Here is a 20,960-nt window from a genome sequence, read left to right on the forward strand (position 1 = left end):
TACCGGCGTTACTCGCTGTTACTAACGTGCGTGCCTGCTATACGATGCGGTCATGAAGAAGGCTCACCTTAAACTTCGGACACTCGCCTCTGCCATCGCGGAAGACGAAATCTGGCTCACAAAAAACCTCCGGTCGCTGGTTGAGATCGAGTCCCCGAGCGACAATCCCGCAGGCGTAAATCGCGCCAACGACTTCGTGGCCGAGTTGGCCAAAGCCCTCGGTGCGAGGGCAAAGATACACAAACAGAAGCACTTCGGCCACGTCCTCGAGCTCCGCTTCGGCCCCTCGCGTTCCAAACAGAAGCCCCTGCTGCTGCTCGGCCACCTCGACACCGTTTGGCCTATGGGCACTCTGAAGACAATGCCCTGGCGCGAAGCGGACGGCAGGTTTTGGGGCCCCGGCGTCCTCGACATGAAGGCTGGCGTCATGATGGCGCTGACTGCGCTCCGATGCCTGCAAGAGTCCGACGCCCTCATCCGCCCCGTCATCCTCCTCCTCAACAGCGACGAAGAGGTCGGCAGCACGGTCTCGCGCCCCATCACCGAACGCCTGGCAGGCGAGTCGGCAGCCGTCTTCGTCCTTGAACCCGCCCAGGGCCTCGCCTACAAGACCGCCCGCAAAGGTGTCGGCGAGTACCGCCTCCACGTCACCGGCGTCGCCTCCCACAGCGGCGTCGACTTCGACCGCGGCCACTCCGCCATCCGCGAGATCGCCCGCCTCGTCGAGACCGTCTCCGGCTTCACCGACCCCACGCGCAAACGCACCGTGAACTGCGGCGTCATCGGTGGCGGGACCCGCTCGAACGTGATCGCCGCCGAAGCCTTCGCCGAAGTCGACGTCCGCATTGCGAAAGCCAGCGACGGCGCGCGCGTAGACCGCCTCTTCCGTAGCCTGAAAGTGACCGACAAGGCCTGCCGTCTCACCGTCGAAGGCGGCATCAACCGCCCACCCATGGAGCGCACGCCCGGCACGGTCGCCCTCTTCAAACAGGCGAAGCGACTGGCCGCCGAACTCGGCTTCACCCTCGACGAGGCCTCAACCGGCGGCGGCTCCGACGGCAACTTCACCTCCGCCCTCGGCGTCCCCACGCTCGACGGCATGGGCGCAGTCGGCGACGGCGCACATGCCGCCCACGAGTCCATCGTGATCGAACACCTCACGCCACGAACAGCGCTACTCGCAGCGATGGTCGCCACAACATAGGGTAGTGTTTCAGGGCTCCTGACCGGCCCAAACAGTTCGGGTGCCCCATCCATACTCGCGTCTTTTGCGAGGATGGGTGGGACGTAGGCGGCTGGGATGACGCACACCACCAGCTTCGCTTACCGTTGCAACTCCGCCAGCATCGCCGTGACCCGCGCCAACGGCAGCCCGACCACGTTCGAGTAGTCCCCGGAGATCCTGGGAATGAACTTCGCCGCGCGTCCCTGAATCGCATACGCCCCGGCCTTGCCCATCGGCTCTCCGGTCGAGACATACGCCGCAATCTGCGCTTCCGTCAGCGAACTGAACTCTACTTCGGTCACCTCTGCCGCCACCATCGGCGGGGCGAACGCGGTGATAAGCGCGACGCCTGTGATCACCTGGTGCGTCGCGCCCGCCAGCAGGCGAAGCATCCGCGCAGCATCGGCCTCATCTACGGGTTTCCCTAGTATCTGGCCGCGAGCAACGACCGTCGTGTCCGCACCGAGCACCACTAGCCGCGAACGATTCGCCTGACGAGCGAAAACAGCAGCCGCCTTATGCTCGGCGAGCCGCCTCACATAGGCCGTCGGATCTTCCGCGATATGCGGTGTCTCGTCGATGTCCGCCGTCTCCACCTCAAACGTCAGGCCAATCTGTTCCAGCAGGTCTTTGCGGCGCGGCGATGCAGAAGCCAGTATCAGCATCAGTCGAGATCAACCGAGATGACGCACCCCATGTGGTGAACCTCTCCGTGCGCCAGGGTGATGCTGGCATCGGCAGCATTCGCGCTCTCGATGCAGATCATCCCCTCCCAGCCTCCCGGCTCCATATCGGCCATCTTCGCCGTCAGCTCGGTCCAGGGGTTCCAAACGATCGTCGTCGACGAGTTCGTCTTCGCCACATTGATCTTCCGCTTGTTGCCCTTGTCGTCGATCACGCATGTACTCTGCGTGTCCAGATAGACGCGGTCGGTATCGCGCGTCAGCACCAGCGGATCTTCCACCTGCGTCTTCTTCGCCCCGCCATCGCGCTTGTCCAGATACTCGACGTTGTGCAGCCCGGTCACCGAGACGTCGCGCACATCGGCCACCGCAAAGTACGTGTGGAATGCCTCTTCGTAGACCAGCGGAGTCTCGGCGTCGCTCACCACCGAAAGCTTCAGGTGCAGTTCCTTCCCGATCACCAGGTGATACACCACGCGGAAGTGGTCGAACCCCAGCTTGCGCGATGTCTCATTCGGAGTCAGCAGCAGGCTCATATGCAGATCGTCGCCAGCCAGCGCCGCGAAGCCGAACTCCCACTCCTCCGTGCGCGCGAAGCCATGCGCGGGTCCCGCCTGCCCGTCATGCCGGTCTCCAAACCACGGAAAGATCACCGGAATGCCGCCGCGGATCGCCTTGCCCTTCTTGTACGCGGAGTTGCCGCTGGTAAACAGCACCGGGTTCGTCCCGGCAGGTTGCCACTCCGCCACATGGCCGCCCTGCAGATACACGCTGGCCGAGGCGGAGGGTGTCGTGATCACGGCCCGGGTCAGCTCGCCATGTTCTTCAAACACGAGCACGCCAGGAATTCCAAAGTTCTCATTGAGCGAGGCGATATCCATAGGAATAAGAGTGTAGCCGCTTTGCCGTTTCAATGGCAGTTGTGCGGATCGCGACAGCCGTGTTCTCATCGGGTTGACTGCCACGAGAAAAACAAGTTACCCACGGACTTTCCGTGTACACAGGATCCTTCCCAGAATATTCAAGGAGCGTTCATGGTTTACCAGATCAGCCGCGGCGGACAGACCTACGGCCCTTACACCCTCGCCGACCTGAAGCGCTACGTAGAGTCCGGCCACATTCTGCTCAGCGACATGGCCAGGGGCGATGAGATGCTGGAGTGGGTTCCAGTCTCCGCGATCCTGAACCCGTCGGGCATTCCCCCCGTTGCTCCGCCCGAACCGGTCGCCGATCCCACGTATCAAACGGCCTACGCGCCGCAGCCGGTCTACGCTCCCACAGCCCAATTCCCCGACCCGCCGAATCTTCACTGGGGCCTGGTGCTCCTCTTCGACTTGCTCACGGCCAAGCTGTTCCAGATGGTGTGGAACCTCATCTTTGCCTCGTGGATGAAGCGTGTCCAGCAGAACAGCAAGGCCGTGATTTACTACGCCGCGGGGTACATCCTGGGGTTCTTCTACACCTTCCTGTATCTTCCCTCGGTCCTGGAGCAGGTACGGCATATCATGGCCGGCGACACGGGCTTTCACCCGCACCAATCCCACGCTGGACTCATGTACTTGGTCGGGATTGCGGCATGGATCTTTAAGTTGCTGGCGCGATTCGATATGAAGCGCTCGCTCGAGGAGCACTTCAACACCGTCGAACCCATTGGCTTCCGTATGAGCGGAGTGCTCACCTTCTTCTTCGGCGGCCTCTATATCCAGTCGCAGTTGAACCGCATTAACGAGATCAAGCAGGCGATTCGCTACCAGCAGACCGGACGCTAGAGCGCGTTGGGGAAGAGATTCGTCATCTCGGTTTTATCTTCAAGCCTAGCTTGGAGGAGCGGTCTGTTCCGGTTGCGGAGCCGGCTGGGCTGGCGGAGCCTTGGGAAGCGTCTGCGCCGGACCCGGAGCATCCTGAATCCGCGGTGGCTCACCACTCTGCGTCGGCTGAATAGCTGGATCGCCCGCAAGCGGCTGAGATCCTGGCCCTGGAGCATCCTGGATCCGGGGCTCTGCTTGTTGCGCCTCACGCTCCTTCACCACATTTCCAGTCGTGATCGCGTTCTGCCGCGCAATCTCCGCTGACTGCGCCTTTTGCGCCGCCAGGATCTGAGCATCACGGGTTCGCTGTGCGGCATCGGGCGCTACTGTCTGAGGGGTTGCCGGTGTCTGCGCCGCGGTCGATGGATTGACGTAGCGCCGTCGAGCTCTGCGGCTGGATCGCCGGCTCGGAGCCGGTGAGCTGCCATCGGCCTGCGTGCTCGTAGATGCTGGCTGGGTTGTACCTTGACCCGACTGCGCGGCCACGGGTGCAGGAGAAGCCGTCTGGCTCAGTCCCGGCAACGCTACCACCGAGGCCAACGTCAGCAAGCCTGCCAACCGAAACGACACTCCGTATCCGCGAATTGCCATGACGCACCTTACTGCTAAGCATTTGGATGCTTAACGTCTGCAATCTGGCCCAAATTGCGAAAAAAATAGCTGGAACGGGACGTGGGTGTCCTGTTCCAGCTATTTCAGGAGGAAAACTTGCTACTGGTGGCCGTGTGGCTCGTTATGCGGCTCCGGGTGGGATTGAGGCGCAGGATGCTGCTGCGGCTGAGGATGAGGCTGGGGACGAGCTGCCGGTTGCGGCCTGGGCTGCGGCTCCGGACGCGCCTGGGGAGCAGGACGAGCCTGCTGCTCCGGGCGAGCTTGCGGGGCGGGGCGAGCCGCAGGCTGCGGGGCGGGGCGAGCCGCAGGCTGCGGGGCCGGACGAGCCGCGGGCTGTGGGCGTGTCTGAGGAGCCGGACGTGCTTCGGGCTGCTGGGGTCGAACCTGCTGCTGGGGAGCGGGACGCGCCTCAGGCTGGTTCGGACGGCCGGCTTGAGCGACCGGTCGAGTCTGCTGCTCCGGCCTTGCAGCTTGCGCCGGACGGCCTGGCTGCGCCGTTGGAGCTGCGGCCGGTCTCGCCGCCTGCTGCGAACGAAACTGCTCCGCCTGCTGGCGCTGTTGCTCTTGAACCGGCGCTGAGCGGTTGATCTCCGCAGTGGTATGCGGAGGCGGCGCGATGCCGCGGTCGGCTACCAGCGGACGAGGAGCAGCTACTTCCGCCGGACGACCCTGGTTGTGCGCGTAGAACTGCTGCGGGTTGGCCGCCGCCGCCCGCGCCTGCTGAACCTGCGCCTGCATGGGGGGAACGCGCTGCTCGTGCAGTACAGCCAGCTCCGCCGGACGGGGCTGTACCGCGATGCCGCCACGGCCGCCGTTATAGCTGACGTTGTTGATCCGCGTGTTGTTGATCGTCGTGTTGTTGTAGGTTGTGTTGTTCACCACGCGATTGTTAATGACCGTGTTATTGACGATCACATTGTGCTGGTAGACCGCTTGCCGAAACCCAGGATTGATATTGATGTTGATGTTGTTGGCGTACCGGTTGTAGAAGAAGTGCGGACCATTCCAATAACCGCCCTGGTAGCCGACACCAACATACCCGAAGCCATAGTTGATGCCGCCATAGAAGCCGATATGCGCGGCCCAGAAGCCATGATGGAAGCGGTATCCACTGCCGTATCCGCCCCAGTAGCCGGGAGTCCAGAGCGCACCCGTGTAAGGTGCCTCGACCCACGCGCCGGGGACCCAGTAGTAGCCCTGCGGCGTGTAGCTCCAATAGCCGGGCGTCCAGATGTAGTTCGGATCGGGTGCTGGGGGCTGCGCGTACTCAGGTAGCGGAGGTGGCGGCTGCGGTGCCTGGATGTCGCTAAGCGTAGCATCGTATCCGGCGTCGGCGTCCTGGTCCGAATAGCCCTGATCGGAGTACCCCTGGTCGCCGCTGTTTGATGGCGCGCGACGCTCGATCGGGGCAGGAGCCGCATTGCTGTAGCTCTGCTGCGTGGGCTGCGCCTCCTGCGAATAGCCCGCAACCTGCGTCGGTCCCTGCGTGGACGTCGTATCCGCAGGCGCCATATTTGCCTGGGTCGGGTCCGGAGCGTTGGGATCGCTCGCCGTCGTGCCATCGGCAGGGTTCGTAGTGTCTGCGCTCTTGCATCCTGCGAAGGTCATGGTAGCCAACGCTGCGCCAAGCGTCGCGTATAGCGCAAGCCGGGGCAATCTTGACGGGCCAGAAGGTACCTGGGGATCTAAAAACTTCGAAATATGCATCGTTCTCTCTTTCTCCCTACGTATTGCAGTGAGATGCACAGGAGTACACCCACGGCGAGACAATCCGTTGAATTTTCCGTCATCTCGCCGAACAGAGGAACCCGGCCCCGGGTAAAGAGTTCTGCAGGCGTTCCCCCCTCATTTCAGTCAGGAGATCACTTTCGCCACGGTCGCAGGTGGAGTTATGCTGTTGGGGAGCGAGAGTGGAATGAACGGAACGATTCGAATCAAACGGTTTCGCCACGGTCGCCCTGACCGCGGTCGCTGACCTGCGCCCCGCAGACATTCTGCTGCAGCGGACGAATCCATCCGAATCCATCGCACCCTCAAATTCAGCCCCTCCCTTACTCGCCCTGGGGCCGCCCACCCAACTTCATCATTCCCGCTCATAATTGAGAGCGCAGAAGTTCAGGAGAAACTCGCAATGTCTCAGCCTCATCCGAACTCCTTCCAGAGTGCCGCTACCCTCACCTCCGGTGCAAGCACCGTTCACTACTTCAGCCTTCCCGCGCTCGAATCGCAGGGCGTCTCGCTCGCTCGCCTGCCCTTCTCGCTTCGCATCCTGCTTGAGAACCTCCTCCGCTGCGAAGACAGTCGGACGGTCACCGCAGACGATATCCAATTCCTCGCCGCCTGGGACCCCAAAGCCGAGCCCTCCCGCGAGATCGCCTACATGCCCGCCCGCGTCCTCATGCAGGACTTCACCGGCGTCCCCGCCATCGTCGACCTCGCCGCCATGCGCGACGCCATGAAGGCTCTCGGCGGCGACCCCGAAAAGATCAACCCGCTCCAGCCCGCGGAGCTCGTCATCGACCACTCCGTCCAGGTCGACGAGTTCGGGACCCTCCACGCCTACGACTTGAACGCGGCGCTAGAGTTCCAGCGCAACCGCGAGCGCTACGCCTTCCTCAAGTGGGGCCAGACCGCCTTCAACAACTTCTCCGCTGTGCCTCCGGGCATGGGCATCTGCCACCAGGTCAACCTCGAGTACCTCGCCCGCGTCGTCTTCACCACCGCGCCCGACGCCGAAGGCAAGGTCTATGCCTACCCCGACACCCTCGTCGGCACAGACTCCCACACCACCATGGTCAACGGTCTCGGCGTCCTCGGCTGGGGCGTCGGCGGCATCGAGGCCGAGGCTGCCATGCTCGGCCAGCCCGTCTCCATGCTGCTGCCGCAGGTCGTCGGCTTCCGCCTCACCGGCAAGCTCAAGGAAGGCACCACCGCCACCGACCTCGTCCTCACCGTGACCGAGGCCCTCCGCAAACACGGCGTCGTCGGCAAGTTCGTCGAGTTCTACGGCCCCGGCATCTCCGAGCTTCCGCTCGCAGACCGCGCCACCATCGCCAACATGGCACCCGAGTACGGCGCGACCTGCGGCATCTTCCCCGTCGACGCCGAAACCCTCCGCTACCTCCGCCTTACCGGACGCAGCGAGGAACACATCGCCCTGGTTGAGGCCTACTGCAAAGCACAAGGACTCTTCCACACTCCCGACGCCCCAGAGGCCGAGTACTCCGCCACGCTCTCGCTCGACCTCAGCACCGTAGAACCCAGCGTAGCCGGCCCCAAGCGCCCACAAGATCGCGTGCTTCTATCAGGCGCTGCCGCCAGCTTCCAGCAGCAGCTTCCCGCTCTCCTTGGCCCCGCCGGCAACAAGTCCGCCGCCCGCCAGATGCTCCGCTGGGAGGGCGAAGGCGGCACCGCCAGCCTGCGCGGCGACATCACCAGCGGCAAGGGCGCAGCCTCACCCGCGCCCGAAGGCGGCGACTCGGTAGCCGTCGAAACCCTTCCCGTCGATGCCCTCAAAGTCGCCCCCACCAGCATCGCCGAACGCTTCGGCGTCGATCCCGACCCCTACCTCGACCACGGCAGCATCGTCATCGCCGCCATCACCTCCTGCACCAACACCTCAAACCCCTACGTCATGATGGCCGCCGGCCTGCTCGCCAAGAAGGCCGTCGAGAAGGGCCTGCGCACGCCGCCATGGGTCAAGAGCTCGCTCGCTCCCGGCTCCCGCGTCGTCACCGACTACTACGTCAAATCGGGCCTCATGCAGTATCTCGACGAGCTCCGCTTCCAGGTCGTCGGCTACGGCTGCACCACCTGCATCGGCAACTCCGGCCCGCTGCCCACCGACGTCTCGAAGGCCATCGAAGACCACGGCCTGGTCGCCGTCTCCGTCCTCTCCGGAAATCGCAACTTCGAGGGCCGCATCTCGCCCGAGGTCCGCGCCAACTACCTGATGAGCCCGCCGCTGGTCGTCGCCTACGCCCTCGCCGGACACATCGGCCACAACTTCGACACCGACCCGCTCGGCCGCGACAAGGACGGCTCTCCCGTCTTCCTCAAAGACATCTGGCCCACCCAGGCCGAGGTTGCGGAGACCGTCGCATCGTCGATTGATTCAGCCATGTTCCGCCACCAGTACTCCACCGTCTCAGACGGCGACCAGAACTGGCAGAACCTCAAGTTCCCCTCCGGCGAGACCTACGGCTGGGAGCCCGACTCCACGTACATCCGCAAGGCCCCGTACTTCGACGGCATGCCCGCCAAGCCCGCGCCGGTCCAGGACATCCACGCCGCCCGCATCTTAGCGGTGCTGGGAGACTCTGTCACCACCGACCACATCTCCCCCGCCGGCTCCATCAAGCTGAACGGCCCCGCCGGCAAGTACCTCACCGAACACGGCGTGAAACCCGCTGACTTCAACAGCTACGGAAGCCGTCGCGGCAACCACGAAGTCATGGTGCGCGGTACGTTCGCGAATGTCCGTCTCCGCAACAAGCTCGCCCCCGGCACCGAGGGCGGTGTCACGCGGCTCTTCCCCGACGACGTCCCCATGTCCATCTACGACGCCAGCGTCGAGTACGCCAAGCGCACCATCCCCCTCGCCATCCTCGCTGGCAAGGAGTACGGCTCCGGCTCCTCCCGCGACTGGGCCGCCAAGGGCCCGCGGCTTCTTGGAATTAGATTTGTCATCGCCGAAAGCTACGAGCGCATCCACCGCTCGAACCTCGTCGGCATGGGCATCCTTCCGCTGCAGTTTGAGCCCGGCGAGTCCGCCGAATCCCTCGGCCTCTCCGGCCAGGAGCTCTACTCCGTGGGAGCCGAACCGGGCGAACTAGCCTCCATGCTCGACGGCAAGTTCCCCAACGGAAAGAACATCACCGTCACGGCCGAATCCGACACCGGCCACACGGTCGTCTTCCCGGTGACGGTGCGCATCGACACCCCGCAGGAGATCCTCTATTACCAGCACGGCGGCATCCTCCAGTATGTGCTTCGGCAACTGGCAGCGTCGTCGTAAGATTGCCCGTCGAGGTCTATCGCTCGCGGGTTACGCGAGCGATAGACTAAAACAGCGGAGGTTGCGATGATGAGTCCCGGCGATGTGCGAACCTTTCAGCAGGGCAACGGAAACGCAGTTGTAATTGGCCTGGGTCTGTGGGCGAAGAAGCAAGGCAGGTGGATTCAGATCCACATGACTGGACCGAACGACCTGCACACCACCGTAACAAATAATCCTGATTCCGTGAGATATCACAAGACTCTATATCGGGATCTTAGGCGGACATTGGTAGATCAGGGCTGCTGGCCTTATGGAGATGAGGGCGCGGAAGTTGGCGCAGAACGCGCTGACTCAGAGTATGCACCTGTGCCCATGACTACGACTATCAGAGAAGAGTCGCGCCCTAGGTTCCAGCCCCTCAAGTTGCGGGGAGACGGCCCATCCGCCTCGGAGATCGTCATAGCCGACCGGGAGAGGTTCTAGATCCTTCATTTCATCGACACCAGCGCATTTCTCAAACTCCTCATACAGGAGTCGGGCAGTGAGAGGATGCTGCAATTCTGGCTTGCGGAAGACAACCGAAACATGGTCGTCTCCGCCATAGCTCAGACCGAAGCTCGATCCGCGATTTGTAGGCTTCGGAATGAAGGGAGGATCGTCCCGGACGAAGCCAACTTTGCATTCGCTTCAATCACCGCTGAGATTAGGCGTCTGATCGAGCAGCCGGTGAATCCGCCTGTGCTAGACGCAGCGAACGGCTTGATCGATAAACATAATTTGCGGACTCTGGACGCTGTACAGCTAGCCAGCGCCGTCGTTGTTCGCAGTCTGATGTCTGCTCCGGAGATGCGCTTCGTCGCTTCTGATCACGCACTACTGATTGCCGCTGAGCAGGAAGGATTCGGAATCTGGAATCCATGCAAGTAAAAGCTAGCCGATCACTTTCGGGACAATGATCTCTCCCGCGTCGACTTGATCACTGCATTAATCTGCCTGTCACTCAGCGAATTCGTCCGCGTACGCTCGGAGTCCTCACCCAGAAGCTTCAGCACCTCCGGCTCCGGTGCGGCAAGCTTGACGTAATCGCGAAGGCTCAGCAATACGGCCTTCGACGCACCGCGCTTCTCGATCCCCATCAGATCACCTTTATACTTCGCCTGTCTGCACTGTACCGTCCGCTAAATTCCCGGTGAAACCATGCAGCACTTACCTACGGCTCTATCAGAAACTGTTCCAGCTTCCCATCCGACTGCGTATAAGTCGTCAGCGTGACCGTCTTCTCCTTCTCGTCTGCCCCGAACTTCACCGTAAACGCGCGAAACGTCATGCCGCCTCGCAACTGCTTAGCCCGCTGGGTCAGCTCCGTAATTGGCCCGAGTGGCCCGAGGCTCGAACTGAAGTCGTTAATCGCTTCTTTCGAAAAGTAGAAGTTGCAGTCCTCGGTGAAGAGGCTACGGTCGATCTTGCCCGCCGCCAGCCCCGCGAGGATCGTCTTTGCCTGCGTCTCCGCTGCTACCTTACTCGCGTCTGCCGTTGGTGCAGGTGCCAGGGACGGGATCAGCAGCGGCGTAATCGCCTTCGCGATCTGGCTCGCAGCCGAGCTCGCCTCCTGGTTCGTCAGCACCGCAATCGCGATCCGGTCGTCCGGCAGAACGACGTTCTCCGCCACAAACCCTCCCACCTCGCCCGAGTGCTCAATCTCCCGATGCCCATTGCGGACCCGCACATCCACGCCCAACCCATACCCGGTCGGCTTGCCGTCCTTCAGCCTCACATCAGCGAAGAAGTCGTCATAGCTCTTCGGCGCGAGCACGCTGCGATTCATTAGCGTGATGTCCCAAGTCAGCAGGCTCGCCACCGGCATCGCCAGGTCGCCATCGCCGAAGTACCACCCCGGAGCCTCCAACACCGCCGGACGCAGCGTCCCCAGAGCATTCCGCATATATCCCGTCGGCTCCACCTTCGCCTGGTCGACGTTCAGGTTCAACGCATCCTTGATCCCCGCCGGCCCCAGCACCCGCGTCTTCAGAAACTCCGCAAACGGCATCCCGCTCGCCTTCTCCACGATAAGCGCGGCCAGCACGAAGTTCGTATTGCTGTACTGCCATTGCGTCCCCGGATCGAAGTCCAGCGGCTTCTCCGCCCACTTATGCACCACGTCGATCGGCCGCGTCGGCTTCGTCCATTCGGGGATCGTGTAGTCCTGCGGCGCATAGTCCTCGTAGCCGCTGGTATGCGAGAGCAGCTCGCGAATCGTCACCTCGTTCGCCCGCGTCAGTTCCGGAAAGAACTTGCTCACCGTGTCGTCGAGCGACAGCTTCCCATCCTGCTGCAGCAGCAGAACCGCGCTCGCCGTAAACTGCTTCGAGATCGATCCAATGGGATAAGCCATCGCCCCAGTAGCCTTCAGCGGCGGAGTCAAACGCGCGTCGCCGTATGCCGTCGCAAGCACAATCTTTCCATCGATCACGATGCCCACCGCAGCGCTCGGAACTCCTGTGTCGGCGAGCACCTTGTTTGCCGCGGCATCAATCATCGAGCGCAGCACGGGCGTCATTTGTGCAGAGGCACTAAGCGTAGAAGCAAGCAACAGGAGTGGAAGCGTTCGCACGGAGAGCATGGAGAGATTCTAGCGAAGCGCATCCGGCCTAAGGAAAAGTCACGCCCGTGAGCTCTTCACATCTCTCCCAAAGCCGCGCGGCAGCAGATTCATCCTTCGCCTGCGGCGCAACCTCCGCCACGCCCACATCGCCGCCCCGCATCTCCTGGAAGCCCTGCGGCCCATAGTAGCCGCCCGGCTGCGCCTCAACCGCCGCAGCCGCATAGATCGTCGGCAGAGCGCCATCGAGAGCCGTTCCCAGCAACGCTCCAATCAACGGTCCCACCATCCGTCGTATCGCTTTCTCCAGGGGATTGAACTCACCCACCTGGAAGAGATTCGTGTTCGCCACGCCAGGATGCGCCGCGATCGATTCGGTCGTCGACCCCTTCGCCTTCAACCGGCGATCAAGCTCAAACGCCAGCATCAAGTCAGCCAGCTTCGTCTGTGCATAAGCCCGCATTGGGACGTAAGACCGAGTCGACTGCAGATCCTCAAAGTCGATCCGGCCGCGCTTGTGCGCGATCGACGCAACGAGAACAACTCGCGGAGCCTGTGGCACCACCGCCGCCGACATCGTCACTGCGGCTTCGATCGCAGGAAAGAGTAGCCCCGTCAGCGCAAAGTGCCCCAGCACATTCGTCCCGAACTGCAACTCAAACCCGTCCTTTGTCTGCAGCCGCTTTGGCGGAGCCATCACGCCCGCATTATCGATCAGCACATCGAGCGGCAGACCGCGATCAAGCTCCAGCGCCGCAAACTCCCGCACTGAATCGAGCGACGCGAGGTCGAAGACACTTAACTCCACGCTTGCCGCGGGCACCTCCGAGCGCAGCTGCGCCACCGCTGCCTCGCCCTTTGCGCGGTCGCGCGATCCCAGCAGAACATGCGCCCCAGCGCGTGCAAGCTCCCGCGCCGTGGGATACCCAATGCCACTGTTCGCGCCGGTGATCAATATCCGGCGGCCAGCTTGATTCGGAATATGCTCTGCAAAATCTCGCGTGTGCCACACTAGAGAAGGCTGTAATGATGCGGTCTTGTTTGACACTAGAGTTTTAGATCCTCGTTCCAGATGGGGCCCTGCGGAGGTTCACTGGGAAAATAGTTTCCCTGAAATCTCTACCTTGCATCTGACCAATGGTAACTTTTGACAAAGTGAATCGTCACCAACTATGCGCGTGACCTTCTTATCGAATCGAGCGAATCGCTGGGGTCTGGCCCTCGGGCTGGTCTCAGTCTGCGTTACTGCTTTACTGCTTCACCGGTTCCAACATGCCGCGGCGAACGGTTCGTCGCACGCGGAGGCTGGCTGGTCGTTGAGCATCGTCGCGGACATGGTGCTCACCATCAGCTACTTCATCCTCGCCGGCGCCTTCCTCTCCATGTACAGCAAGTCCAAGGGACTGCTGCAGATCCGCGGGATCTTCCTGATCTTCGCGCTCTTCATGACCATCTCCGGCGCCACCCGCATTCTGGGCCTGCTCGCGATGTCCCGCCAGGAGCTAAACTTCTCCGCCCAGGCCGAGATGATCTCCGCCACCCTCGCCGTGGTCAGCGCCGGAATCGTCGCCGCGCTCGTCGGACGCACCCGCGACTTCCTCGCCACCGCGCGTAAGAGCCAGCAGAACGAAGCCCGCTTCATCGCCGCCTCCGAGAGCAGCCTCGACGCCTTCTATACCCTCCAATCCGTCCGCGGCAGCGATGGCCAGATCATCGACTTCGAGTTCACCTACCTCAACTCCAACGGTGAAAAACTTATCGGCCTTCCCCGCGAGGAGATCATCGGCCAGTACCTGTGCGCGCTCATCCCGGTCAACCGCAGCGGCGGCTTCTTCGACGAGTACAAGCAGGTCGTCATGTCCGGCCAGCCCGTCGTGCAGGAGTTCCCCATGGAGCTCGAGGACGACATCCCGCGCTGGATCCGCCATGAAGTCGTCCGTCTCGAAGACGGCATCGCCATCTCCGCCGCCGACATCACCGAACGCAAGCTGCTCGAGCGCGCCGCTCAGCACCGCGCCCAGCATGACGTCCTCACTGGCCTGCCCAACCGCAGCCTCCTCAACGACCGTGTGCAACAGGCCATCGACCGCGCCATCCGCTATAAGAACAAGGTCGGCCTCTTCGTCGTCGATATGGACATGTTCAAGGAGGTCAACGACTCTCTCGGCCACGCCGCCGGCGACCTCGTCCTGGTCACCGCCGCTCAGCGCCTGCGCGAGTCCGTCCGCGGCAGCGACTCCGTCCTGCGCATCGGTGGCGACGAGTTCATCATCGTCATGCCCGACGTGCAGCAGGAGGTCGACGTCCGCCGCGTCGCCGCGAAGATCACTGCCGCCATCGGCAACGGAGGCCCCGTGGGTCTCGAGAACGTCCGTATGAGCTGCAGCATCGGCATCGCCATCTATCCCACCCAGGCCGCCAACTCCGACGAGCTCTTCTCCCGCGCCGATGCCGCGATGTATGAGGCCAAGCGCCGTGGCGGCGGATGCTTCGAGGTCTACAGCGAAGGCACTCCGGGCTTCAATCCGCAGCCCAGGCCCGTGCGCCGGGTTCCCGGCCCGCGCCCGGCCCTGGTCGTCCCACGCAAGCCCAGGCCCAAGCCCACCCCGCTCTTCCCCGACGCCTAGAAACGTTGTGCGTTGTAACTCGTAAGTTTTTTGTTTTTACTTACAACTTAGAACGCACAACGTACAACTCCGCTTCTACATCTCCGACCACTGCCTCAACAGGTTGTGATACACCCCGGTCAACTGCACGCCCGTCTGCGCAATCGCGGGATTCCCTCCAGGCGACTGCGCCGTAACGCCCGCAAGCCGCTGAATGGATGAGTCGAGATCGAAGAGCAGCGTCCGCTGCATGTCCTGCCGAACCATGCTCTGGATCCAGAAGAAGCTCGATACTCGCGCCCCGCGCGTCACCGGCTCGACGCGGTGCAGGCTCGTCGCCGGATACAACACCATGTGGCCAGCAGGCAGTTTCACACTGTGCGTTCCATAGGCATCCTCGACGACCAGTTCCCCACCGTCGTACTCCTCAGGCGCGGTCAAAAACAGCGTTGCCGAAAGGTCGGTGCGAATGCGCTGGCCCGTCGACGCAATCTGCCGGATCGCCGTATCCACATGCGTCCCGAAGGTCTGCCCGCCGCTGTAGCTGTTGAACATCGGCGGGAAGACCCTCAGCGGAAGCGCCGCGGACATAAACAACGGCGAGCGTGCAAGCCCCTTCAGCACCATGTCTCCCAGCGCTACCGCAACGGGACTGCCCTCCGGGATCTGCATGTTGTTCTTCACTTCGCGCGCCTGGTAGCCGGCGGTGACCTTGCCGTCCACCCAGTTCGCCTCGGCCAGCGCCTTGCGCGCCTCGGCCACTTGTTCAGCGGTAAATACATCAGGAATCGTAATCAGCATTCTGTAACTCTTTCAGTTGCTTGGATCTTTTCATGGAAAGGCTTGCAAGCTTCGCGGGCGGCGACCACCTCTAACCTTTGTCATTCCCGGAGGGAATCTGCGTTTCGCGTTGCTTAGGATTGCGACGGGATACCAGGTCGTAGCCCAGCCATGCAAAGACAAACGCAGATCCCCTTCGGGGATGACAAACAAGAAGAGCGAGGCGACCGCCGCAGTGTCTAGATCTAGAACTTGAAGTTCACCCCAATCAACGCGCTCAGTCCAGCGCCTGGAATCAGATGGCTCGGATGTGGCTGGTCAATGTAGAACTTGTTCGCCAGGTTATAGACGTTGGCCTGCAACTCGAGCCGGTCGGTCAACGGACGATTGACCATCGCGTTGAACACCCAGTAGCTCGGAACCGCCTTCATCGCAACGCTGGTAACGACATACCCGGCCCCATTGGGATTGACGGCATAGCCCGTCGGGACATACGGCACCGTGGAGCTGGCCGTCCGGCTCGAGAGCGAGTTGCCGCCGAAGCCCGCATTCATCCGCAGCGGCAGACGATGCGTCACGAAGAAGTTGAACGTCTGCCGCGGAACGTTCGCCAACGGAAATCCGATCGACGTTGGGAAGAGCTTCGAGAACGTCACCGCCGAATCCAGATACGCGTAGCCCAGGATCAGATCCGTCCCCTGCGGCAGCTTGCCGACGATACTGGCCTGCGCCCCTTTCACCAGTTGGTTCCCGGCCAGCACGATGTTGTTCGAGTTCGTCGGATCGGTCTCGCGGGCATTGTCCTTCGTCGTGTGGAACCACGCGCCATCGACCATCAGGCGGTCGTGGATGAAGCTGTACTTCGCTCCCGCCTCGTAGGTCTCATTCTCTTCCGGCGGAAGAAGACTGGTCGCCACGCTCAGCGAGAGCGACTCCGCCGACGGGTTGAAGCTGGTCCCGTAGTCGAAGTAGACGCTGCCATGCTGCGTCGGCTTGTAGACGAAGGCAGCGCGGTAGGTCGGCTTTCTGACGATCTGCTCGATCGGTGGTATCGCCGCGCTGACCGTGCCTCCCGTCGGCGGAGCAACCGGCTGGTACGAGTTGAAGACGGTATCGAAGTAGTCCCAGCGAACGCCGCCGCTCATCTCAAACAATCGTCCCAGGTGGACCGTATCGACGAAGTACGCGCCACCACTCTTCGACGTCGTGTGGACCACGGTCGAGATATAGCCTATGCCGCCAAACGAGTCTGCGGGATTGGGGTGCAGGAGGTTCGTCGAAGGAACGGTATTGATGCCATTGATGGCGTAGCTGGTACGGATCGGGTTCGAGACCTCACGTCCACCCTCGGCTCCTCCGGCAAAACTATTCTGAACTCCGAGCAGCTTGAACCGCGCTGTCAGTTCGGTCTGCTCCCACAGATCGCCTTCGACGCTCTTGATCTGGATCTGATTTCGGTTGACGGCGATGGTCGCTGGATCGCTTTGGGGGGTGTACGGGCAGGGAAGCGTCGTATTGATCGCCGATGTAGGCAGCTTGGCCACGACCGTTCCCACCGGCACACTCACCGACGCATTCGAACAGATCTGCGGCTCGGTAATCTGCGCCTGCCGCGGATAGTTCGCCCATCGCGCAATCGAGTGAAGAGCGACGTTAGGACCGAAGTCGTGGTCCAGCTTTCCAGTCAGGATGTCGTCATTCGTGCGGAGATAGTTCTGGTCCGGGAAGCCGAAGTAGTTATGGCGGCTGGTTGGCGCGACCTTGTTGAAGAACCATGGCAAACCGTAGTCCGGGGTGTCGCTCTCCGTGAAGTGGAAGTAGCTCACCGTATACCGCGTCTTCGAGTTCATCCCAAAGGTGATCGACGGCGCGACGCCGTAGTGCCGGTTCTCCGCATAGGGGCGCCCTGCGACTCCACCCTCGGTAGCCACGACGTTTAGCCGGAACGCAGTCCCATCGCCCAGATCCGGCAGCGGCTTGTTGATGTCAGCAGTGACTCGGCGGGTAAGGTCTGTCCCGAAGACCGCGCCCACCTTGACGAAGTCCTGCGCCTGCGGAACCTTGCTCTCCTGGTTGATCACGCCGCCCGTCGATCCCCGGCCGAACTGCACGCCCGCTGGCCCTTCCAGCACTTCGACCTGTTCGTAATCGAAGCTGTCGCGATAGTAGCTGCCAAAGTCGCGAATGCCATCGAGGAAGATGTCGTTACGCGCCGTAAAGCCGCGAATGGTCAGGTTGTCGCCCTGCGCTCCGGACTCGCCCGCCGCCATGCTGATGCCGGGAACGTTGCGCAGCGCATCGCGCAACGTGGTGTTGCCCTCGTCTTCCAGCACGAACTTGGGCACCGCGACGATCGTCTGCGGCGTGTCCAGCAGCGGCTCAGTGAACTTCGTTATGGCCACGGCGTCGGGCAGGCCCGCGCTCACATCCACAGTATCCGCGTGCCGGGCAATACCCACGACCAGCGACCGCGCTTCCGCCGCCGGCGTCGCTTCCAGGCCCGTCCCGGCAAGGATCAGCTTCAACGCCTCCTCATTGGTGTAAAGTCCGCTAACGCCACGGCTATCGAAGGGAGCGAGGGTTTTTCCGGGGAGGGAAGTAGAGATCGTAAGCCCAGTCAGAGCCTCATACGTCGCAATCGCGGCGTCCAGAGGGCCAGCGGGAATATTGAACTGCCTGACCGGCTTGGTCGTCACCGGCGGTTCGCCAGCCGCAATTCCATCCTCGTTCGGCGTGGACGCCATCGCGGGCCGGGCCGCGCCCATCACGGTATAAGCCGCCAGTGTTCCAAGTGCGAGCCAGGGGCTCTTCCGGGTGCTCAGGGTCTCTTGCATGTGTGCTCCTTCGTACAGACGTGCGGGGTCGTTCGGGGCAAATGTCCCGTCTTCAATATCCGACTGAATAAGTCTGGATTGCTCTCGAGTTCGAATATACGACAGCATCAGTCCGAGATCAAGCGCACTCGTCGAAATCTCCGCGACCCTGACGGAGGAGTCTCCCCCGAACAAACGGAAGTGTGCCCACCCAACGCATTCATCCTTGGAAATAGAAGTTTTTTGCAATACCCGCTCTCGCTCTTGTCGCAACAGCCGGCCTTGTCCTCGAGCAAGGCGGACGGTGAACCAGCGACAACTTGCAATACCCGGCCTTGCTTAAGGGCACGGCTTCAGCCGTGCCGTAAACGAGTTAGTTGCCATGCGGCTTTAGCCGCTGGGGTACGCCTTCGTTCCGGCTTTTGCAACGAGCTCTGAGGACCATGTGACCCGTAGGTACTCTCAGGAAGCGCGGCTGCGGATGCCGCTAAACACTTTCCCGGATACACTCGGATCATCCTTATCGAAAGCGGCAACTATGACCTCTCAGGACCTGCGTCGCCTGGTCTTCCATCCGCTTCAGCGCGACGAACAAAAGGGGACACAAGCGCATCTTGTACAACTCGACTCGCTGCGCGGTCTGGCGGCCATGTCTGTATTGCTGCTTCACTTCCTCGAAGGATGGCTCGAAGCCTCCCCGCCGCACTTCGTCCGGTACATCGGCTACATCCCGTTGCTCACAAACGGGAGCGCCGCAGTGGTCCTCTTCTTTGTCCTGAGCGGCTTCGTGCTGACGCTGCCGCAGATGGCGCCGAGGGCGCAAAGCTATCCCGCCTACGTGATTCGCCGCATCTGCCGCATCTATCTGCCCTACCTGGCGGCCCTGGCATTGGCGGTCCTGGGCTGCTGGCGATTTCATGGCCTGGAGCTGTACGGCATTCAGTTTCACCTGACCTGGCGCAACCCGCCCTCCGCACACCTGATCGCCGAACATCTCGTCTTTCTAGGCAGATATGACGTCTACGCCTATGACTCGCCCATCTGGTCGCTTGTGCACGAGATGCGCATCTCCCTCATCTTTCCAGTCCTCTGTCTCATAAGCCTCAGGCTCAGGGCCTGGGTGGCCTTCCTCATCGCTCTCACGCTTCCCGTCGTGGATCGCATCATCGAACGGTTCTCAGGTCCCTACCTGGGTGCCGGATACCCCGGAGTGCAGTCGGTCTTCTGGTCGTACACCGTCGGCTTTTGCGGCATCTTCCTCGTAGGGTCGCTGCTCGCCCGCTATCGCCAACCCATCATCGACTGGCTCGCCCGGCTGCCCGCCTGGACTGCCTCTGCCCTGTCGCTGGTGGCGCTCGTGCTCTATCAGTACGCCTCGCTGCTTCACATCCCGAGGTTCCTGTGGGACTTTACCGTGGGTCTGGGGGCGGGATACTTCGTCATGCTGGCGCTGGTGCCCAATAGCTGGCTGTCGCGATTCCTGCACCTGGGGCCGATCCGCTGGCTGGGCAGCGTCTCGTACAGCCTCTACCTGCTGCACGTGCCCGTGCTGCTGGTCGTTTCGATTGTGCTGTATCGCAAGGTACCGGACGGAGTGATGCTGGCGACGTTTCTCGTGCTCTCGCTACTGGCGGCCGCGGCGTTTCATCGCTGGATCGAGCTACCGTCGATTCGACTGGGCAGGGCCCTCGCTCATCGCGTTCAGCGGAGAATTGAACCCTCTGCAAACGAAGCATCGCCAGACGTGATGCTTTCCACCTAGGTGTCCTGAGCGAACTCTAACTAGCTCGCCGAGTGCCCGTTCATCGCGGCTTCAATCTCGGAGTTCACTTTGGCCTGCGCGAACTCCGCCGCCACCCGGATGCCGTTCATAATCGCCCGATCGTTCGACGACCCATGGCCAACAATGCACACGCCGCGCACACCCAGCAGCGGCGCTCCGCCGTACTCCGAGTAATCGAGCCGTTTCTTGAAGTCGCCAAACGCCTGCCGCGATAGCAGCGCACCTACCTGCGAGGTCACCGTAGACTTCAGCGACTCCCGCAGCAGCGAGCGAAACAGATGCGCCGCGCCTTCGACTGACTTCAGCGCCACGTTGCCGACGAAGCCGTCGCACACCGTCACGTCGGTGTTGTTGTTGAAGAGGTCACGCCCTTCGACGTTGCCAATGAAGTTGATGGGAAGAGTTCGCAGGAGCGGCAGCGTGTCGCGCGTTAGCGCATTGCCCTTCGAGTCTTCCTCGCCAATCGACAACAGGCCAACCCGCGGGTTCGCTATGCCCAGCACATCGCGCGCGTAGATCGAGCCCATCACGGCAAACTGACAGAGATTCTCGGGCTCGCTGTCGACATTCGCGCCCACATCCATCAGAAAGGACGGGCTTCCTGAGATCGTAGGCAGAATCGTCGCCAGCGCCGGCCGATCGACCCCGGCCAGCATCCCGAAGACCATCTTCGCCGTGGCCATGGCTGCGCCGGTATTGCCGGCGGTAAAGAACCCCGCCGCGCGTCCCTCGCGCACCATCTTCACGCCGACTCGCATGGAGGAGTCGCGCTTGCTGCGCACCGCCGCCGCAGCCTTGTCCGTCATCGTGATCCACTCGCTGGCAGGGACGATGAAGACAGGCAGCTTCGCGCCTTTCAGATGGGTACGCAGGATTGGTCGGACTATATCTTCCGGCCCCACCAGATGCACCCGCACATCAAACTGGCGAGCAGCAAGAATTGCCCCGCGAACCTCAGGTTCGGGGGCCTTGTCGGAGCCCATTGCGTCTACAACGATGTCGATTGGCATCAGCGGGCTTGATTCACCTTGTACGTCCCACCCACGACGATA

15 protein-coding genes are annotated in these 20,960 nt (G+C 62.1%); 6 read left to right on the forward strand and 9 right to left on the reverse strand.

Annotated features, from left to right (window positions below; translation table 11 throughout):
- Window positions 1-52: 52 nt before the first annotated feature.
- Window positions 53-1,204, forward strand: coding sequence for a M20 family metallopeptidase (locus OHL18_RS02750; protein ID WP_263373301.1), 1,152 nt, complete (start codon window positions 53-55; stop codon window positions 1,202-1,204).
- A gap of 119 nt (window positions 1,205-1,323) precedes the next feature.
- Here the strand turns inward: OHL18_RS02750 and OHL18_RS02755 are convergent, their stop codons facing one another.
- Both OHL18_RS02755 and OHL18_RS02760 read right to left on the reverse strand, forming a co-directional pair.
- Window positions 1,324-1,890 carry a Maf family protein gene (locus OHL18_RS02755; protein WP_263373302.1) on the reverse strand — a complete coding sequence of 189 codons (567 nt, stop codon included), beginning with the start codon at window positions 1,888-1,890 and terminating at the stop codon, window positions 1,324-1,326.
- Window positions 1,890-2,789 carry a D-hexose-6-phosphate mutarotase gene (locus OHL18_RS02760; protein WP_263373303.1) on the reverse strand — a complete coding sequence of 300 codons (900 nt, stop codon included), beginning with the start codon at window positions 2,787-2,789 and terminating at the stop codon, window positions 1,890-1,892. The genes OHL18_RS02755 and OHL18_RS02760 overlap by 1 nt, the downstream gene beginning before the upstream one ends.
- A gap of 153 nt (window positions 2,790-2,942) precedes the next feature.
- On the opposite strand from OHL18_RS02760, the gene OHL18_RS02765 reads away from it, so the two are divergent.
- The gene (locus tag OHL18_RS02765; protein ID WP_263373304.1) at window positions 2,943-3,677 is read left to right on the forward strand and encodes a DUF4339 domain-containing protein; all 735 of its coding nucleotides are present in this window, start codon (window positions 2,943-2,945) and stop codon (window positions 3,675-3,677) included.
- 45 nt (window positions 3,678-3,722) lie between these two features.
- Here the strand turns inward: OHL18_RS02765 and OHL18_RS02770 are convergent, their stop codons facing one another.
- Together OHL18_RS02770 and OHL18_RS02775 are read right to left on the reverse strand one after the other, a co-directional pair.
- Window positions 3,723-4,307, reverse strand: a complete 585-nt coding sequence (locus tag OHL18_RS02770) for a hypothetical protein (RefSeq protein ID WP_263373305.1) — start codon at window positions 4,305-4,307, stop codon at window positions 3,723-3,725.
- A gap of 120 nt (window positions 4,308-4,427) precedes the next feature.
- Window positions 4,428-6,035: a YXWGXW repeat-containing protein gene (locus tag OHL18_RS02775; protein WP_263373306.1), complete on the reverse strand. Its 1,608-nt coding sequence runs from the start codon at window positions 6,033-6,035 to the stop codon at window positions 4,428-4,430.
- Between the two features lie 424 nt (window positions 6,036-6,459).
- Here OHL18_RS02775 and acnA point away from each other — a divergent pair, with 424 nt between their 5' ends.
- The gene (acnA, locus tag OHL18_RS02780) at window positions 6,460-9,345 is read left to right on the forward strand and encodes an aconitate hydratase (protein ID WP_263373307.1); all 2,886 of its coding nucleotides are present in this window, start codon (window positions 6,460-6,462) and stop codon (window positions 9,343-9,345) included.
- A 477-nt stretch (window positions 9,346-9,822) separates the two neighbouring features.
- Window positions 9,823-10,254 carry a type II toxin-antitoxin system VapC family toxin gene (locus tag OHL18_RS02785; RefSeq protein WP_263374576.1) on the forward strand — a complete coding sequence of 144 codons (432 nt, stop codon included), beginning with the start codon at window positions 9,823-9,825 and terminating at the stop codon, window positions 10,252-10,254.
- Window positions 10,255-10,537: 283 nt separating this feature from the next.
- Here the strand turns inward: OHL18_RS02785 and OHL18_RS02790 are convergent, their stop codons facing one another.
- Both OHL18_RS02790 and OHL18_RS02795 read right to left on the reverse strand, forming a co-directional pair.
- On the reverse strand, window positions 10,538-11,947 hold the full coding sequence (locus tag OHL18_RS02790) for a serine hydrolase domain-containing protein (protein WP_263373308.1): 1,410 nt from the start codon (window positions 11,945-11,947) through the stop codon (window positions 10,538-10,540).
- 28 nt (window positions 11,948-11,975) lie between these two features.
- Window positions 11,976-12,974, reverse strand: coding sequence for an oxidoreductase (locus OHL18_RS02795; protein ID WP_263373309.1), 999 nt, complete (start codon window positions 12,972-12,974; stop codon window positions 11,976-11,978).
- Between the two features lie 124 nt (window positions 12,975-13,098).
- Between OHL18_RS02795 and OHL18_RS02800 the strand changes: the two genes are divergently transcribed.
- Window positions 13,099-14,553 carry a sensor domain-containing diguanylate cyclase gene (locus OHL18_RS02800; protein WP_263373310.1) on the forward strand — a complete coding sequence of 485 codons (1,455 nt, stop codon included), beginning with the start codon at window positions 13,099-13,101 and terminating at the stop codon, window positions 14,551-14,553.
- 75 nt (window positions 14,554-14,628) lie between these two features.
- Here the strand turns inward: OHL18_RS02800 and OHL18_RS02805 are convergent, their stop codons facing one another.
- On the reverse strand, window positions 14,629-15,333 hold the full coding sequence (locus tag OHL18_RS02805; RefSeq protein WP_263373311.1) for a Fe2+-dependent dioxygenase: 705 nt from the start codon (window positions 15,331-15,333) through the stop codon (window positions 14,629-14,631).
- A 224-nt stretch (window positions 15,334-15,557) separates the two neighbouring features.
- Entirely contained in the window at window positions 15,558-18,146 is a 2,589-nt protein-coding gene (locus OHL18_RS02810; protein WP_263373312.1) for a TonB-dependent receptor, read from the reverse strand.
- A 517-nt stretch (window positions 18,147-18,663) separates the two neighbouring features.
- On the opposite strand from OHL18_RS02810, the gene OHL18_RS02815 reads away from it, so the two are divergent.
- The gene (locus OHL18_RS02815) at window positions 18,664-19,887 is read left to right on the forward strand and encodes an acyltransferase family protein (RefSeq protein WP_263373313.1); all 1,224 of its coding nucleotides are present in this window, start codon (window positions 18,664-18,666) and stop codon (window positions 19,885-19,887) included.
- A gap of 20 nt (window positions 19,888-19,907) precedes the next feature.
- Here OHL18_RS02815 and plsX read toward each other — a convergent pair whose 3' ends face one another.
- Complete coding sequence (gene plsX / locus OHL18_RS02820; protein ID WP_263373314.1) at window positions 19,908-20,918, reverse strand: phosphate acyltransferase PlsX; 1,011 nt, start codon at window positions 20,916-20,918, stop codon at window positions 19,908-19,910.
- Window positions 20,919-20,960 lie beyond the last annotated feature (42 nt).

This window comes from Granulicella aggregans, assembly GCF_025685565.1.
Classification (GTDB): Bacteria; Acidobacteriota; Terriglobia; order Terriglobales; family Acidobacteriaceae; genus Edaphobacter; species Edaphobacter aggregans_B.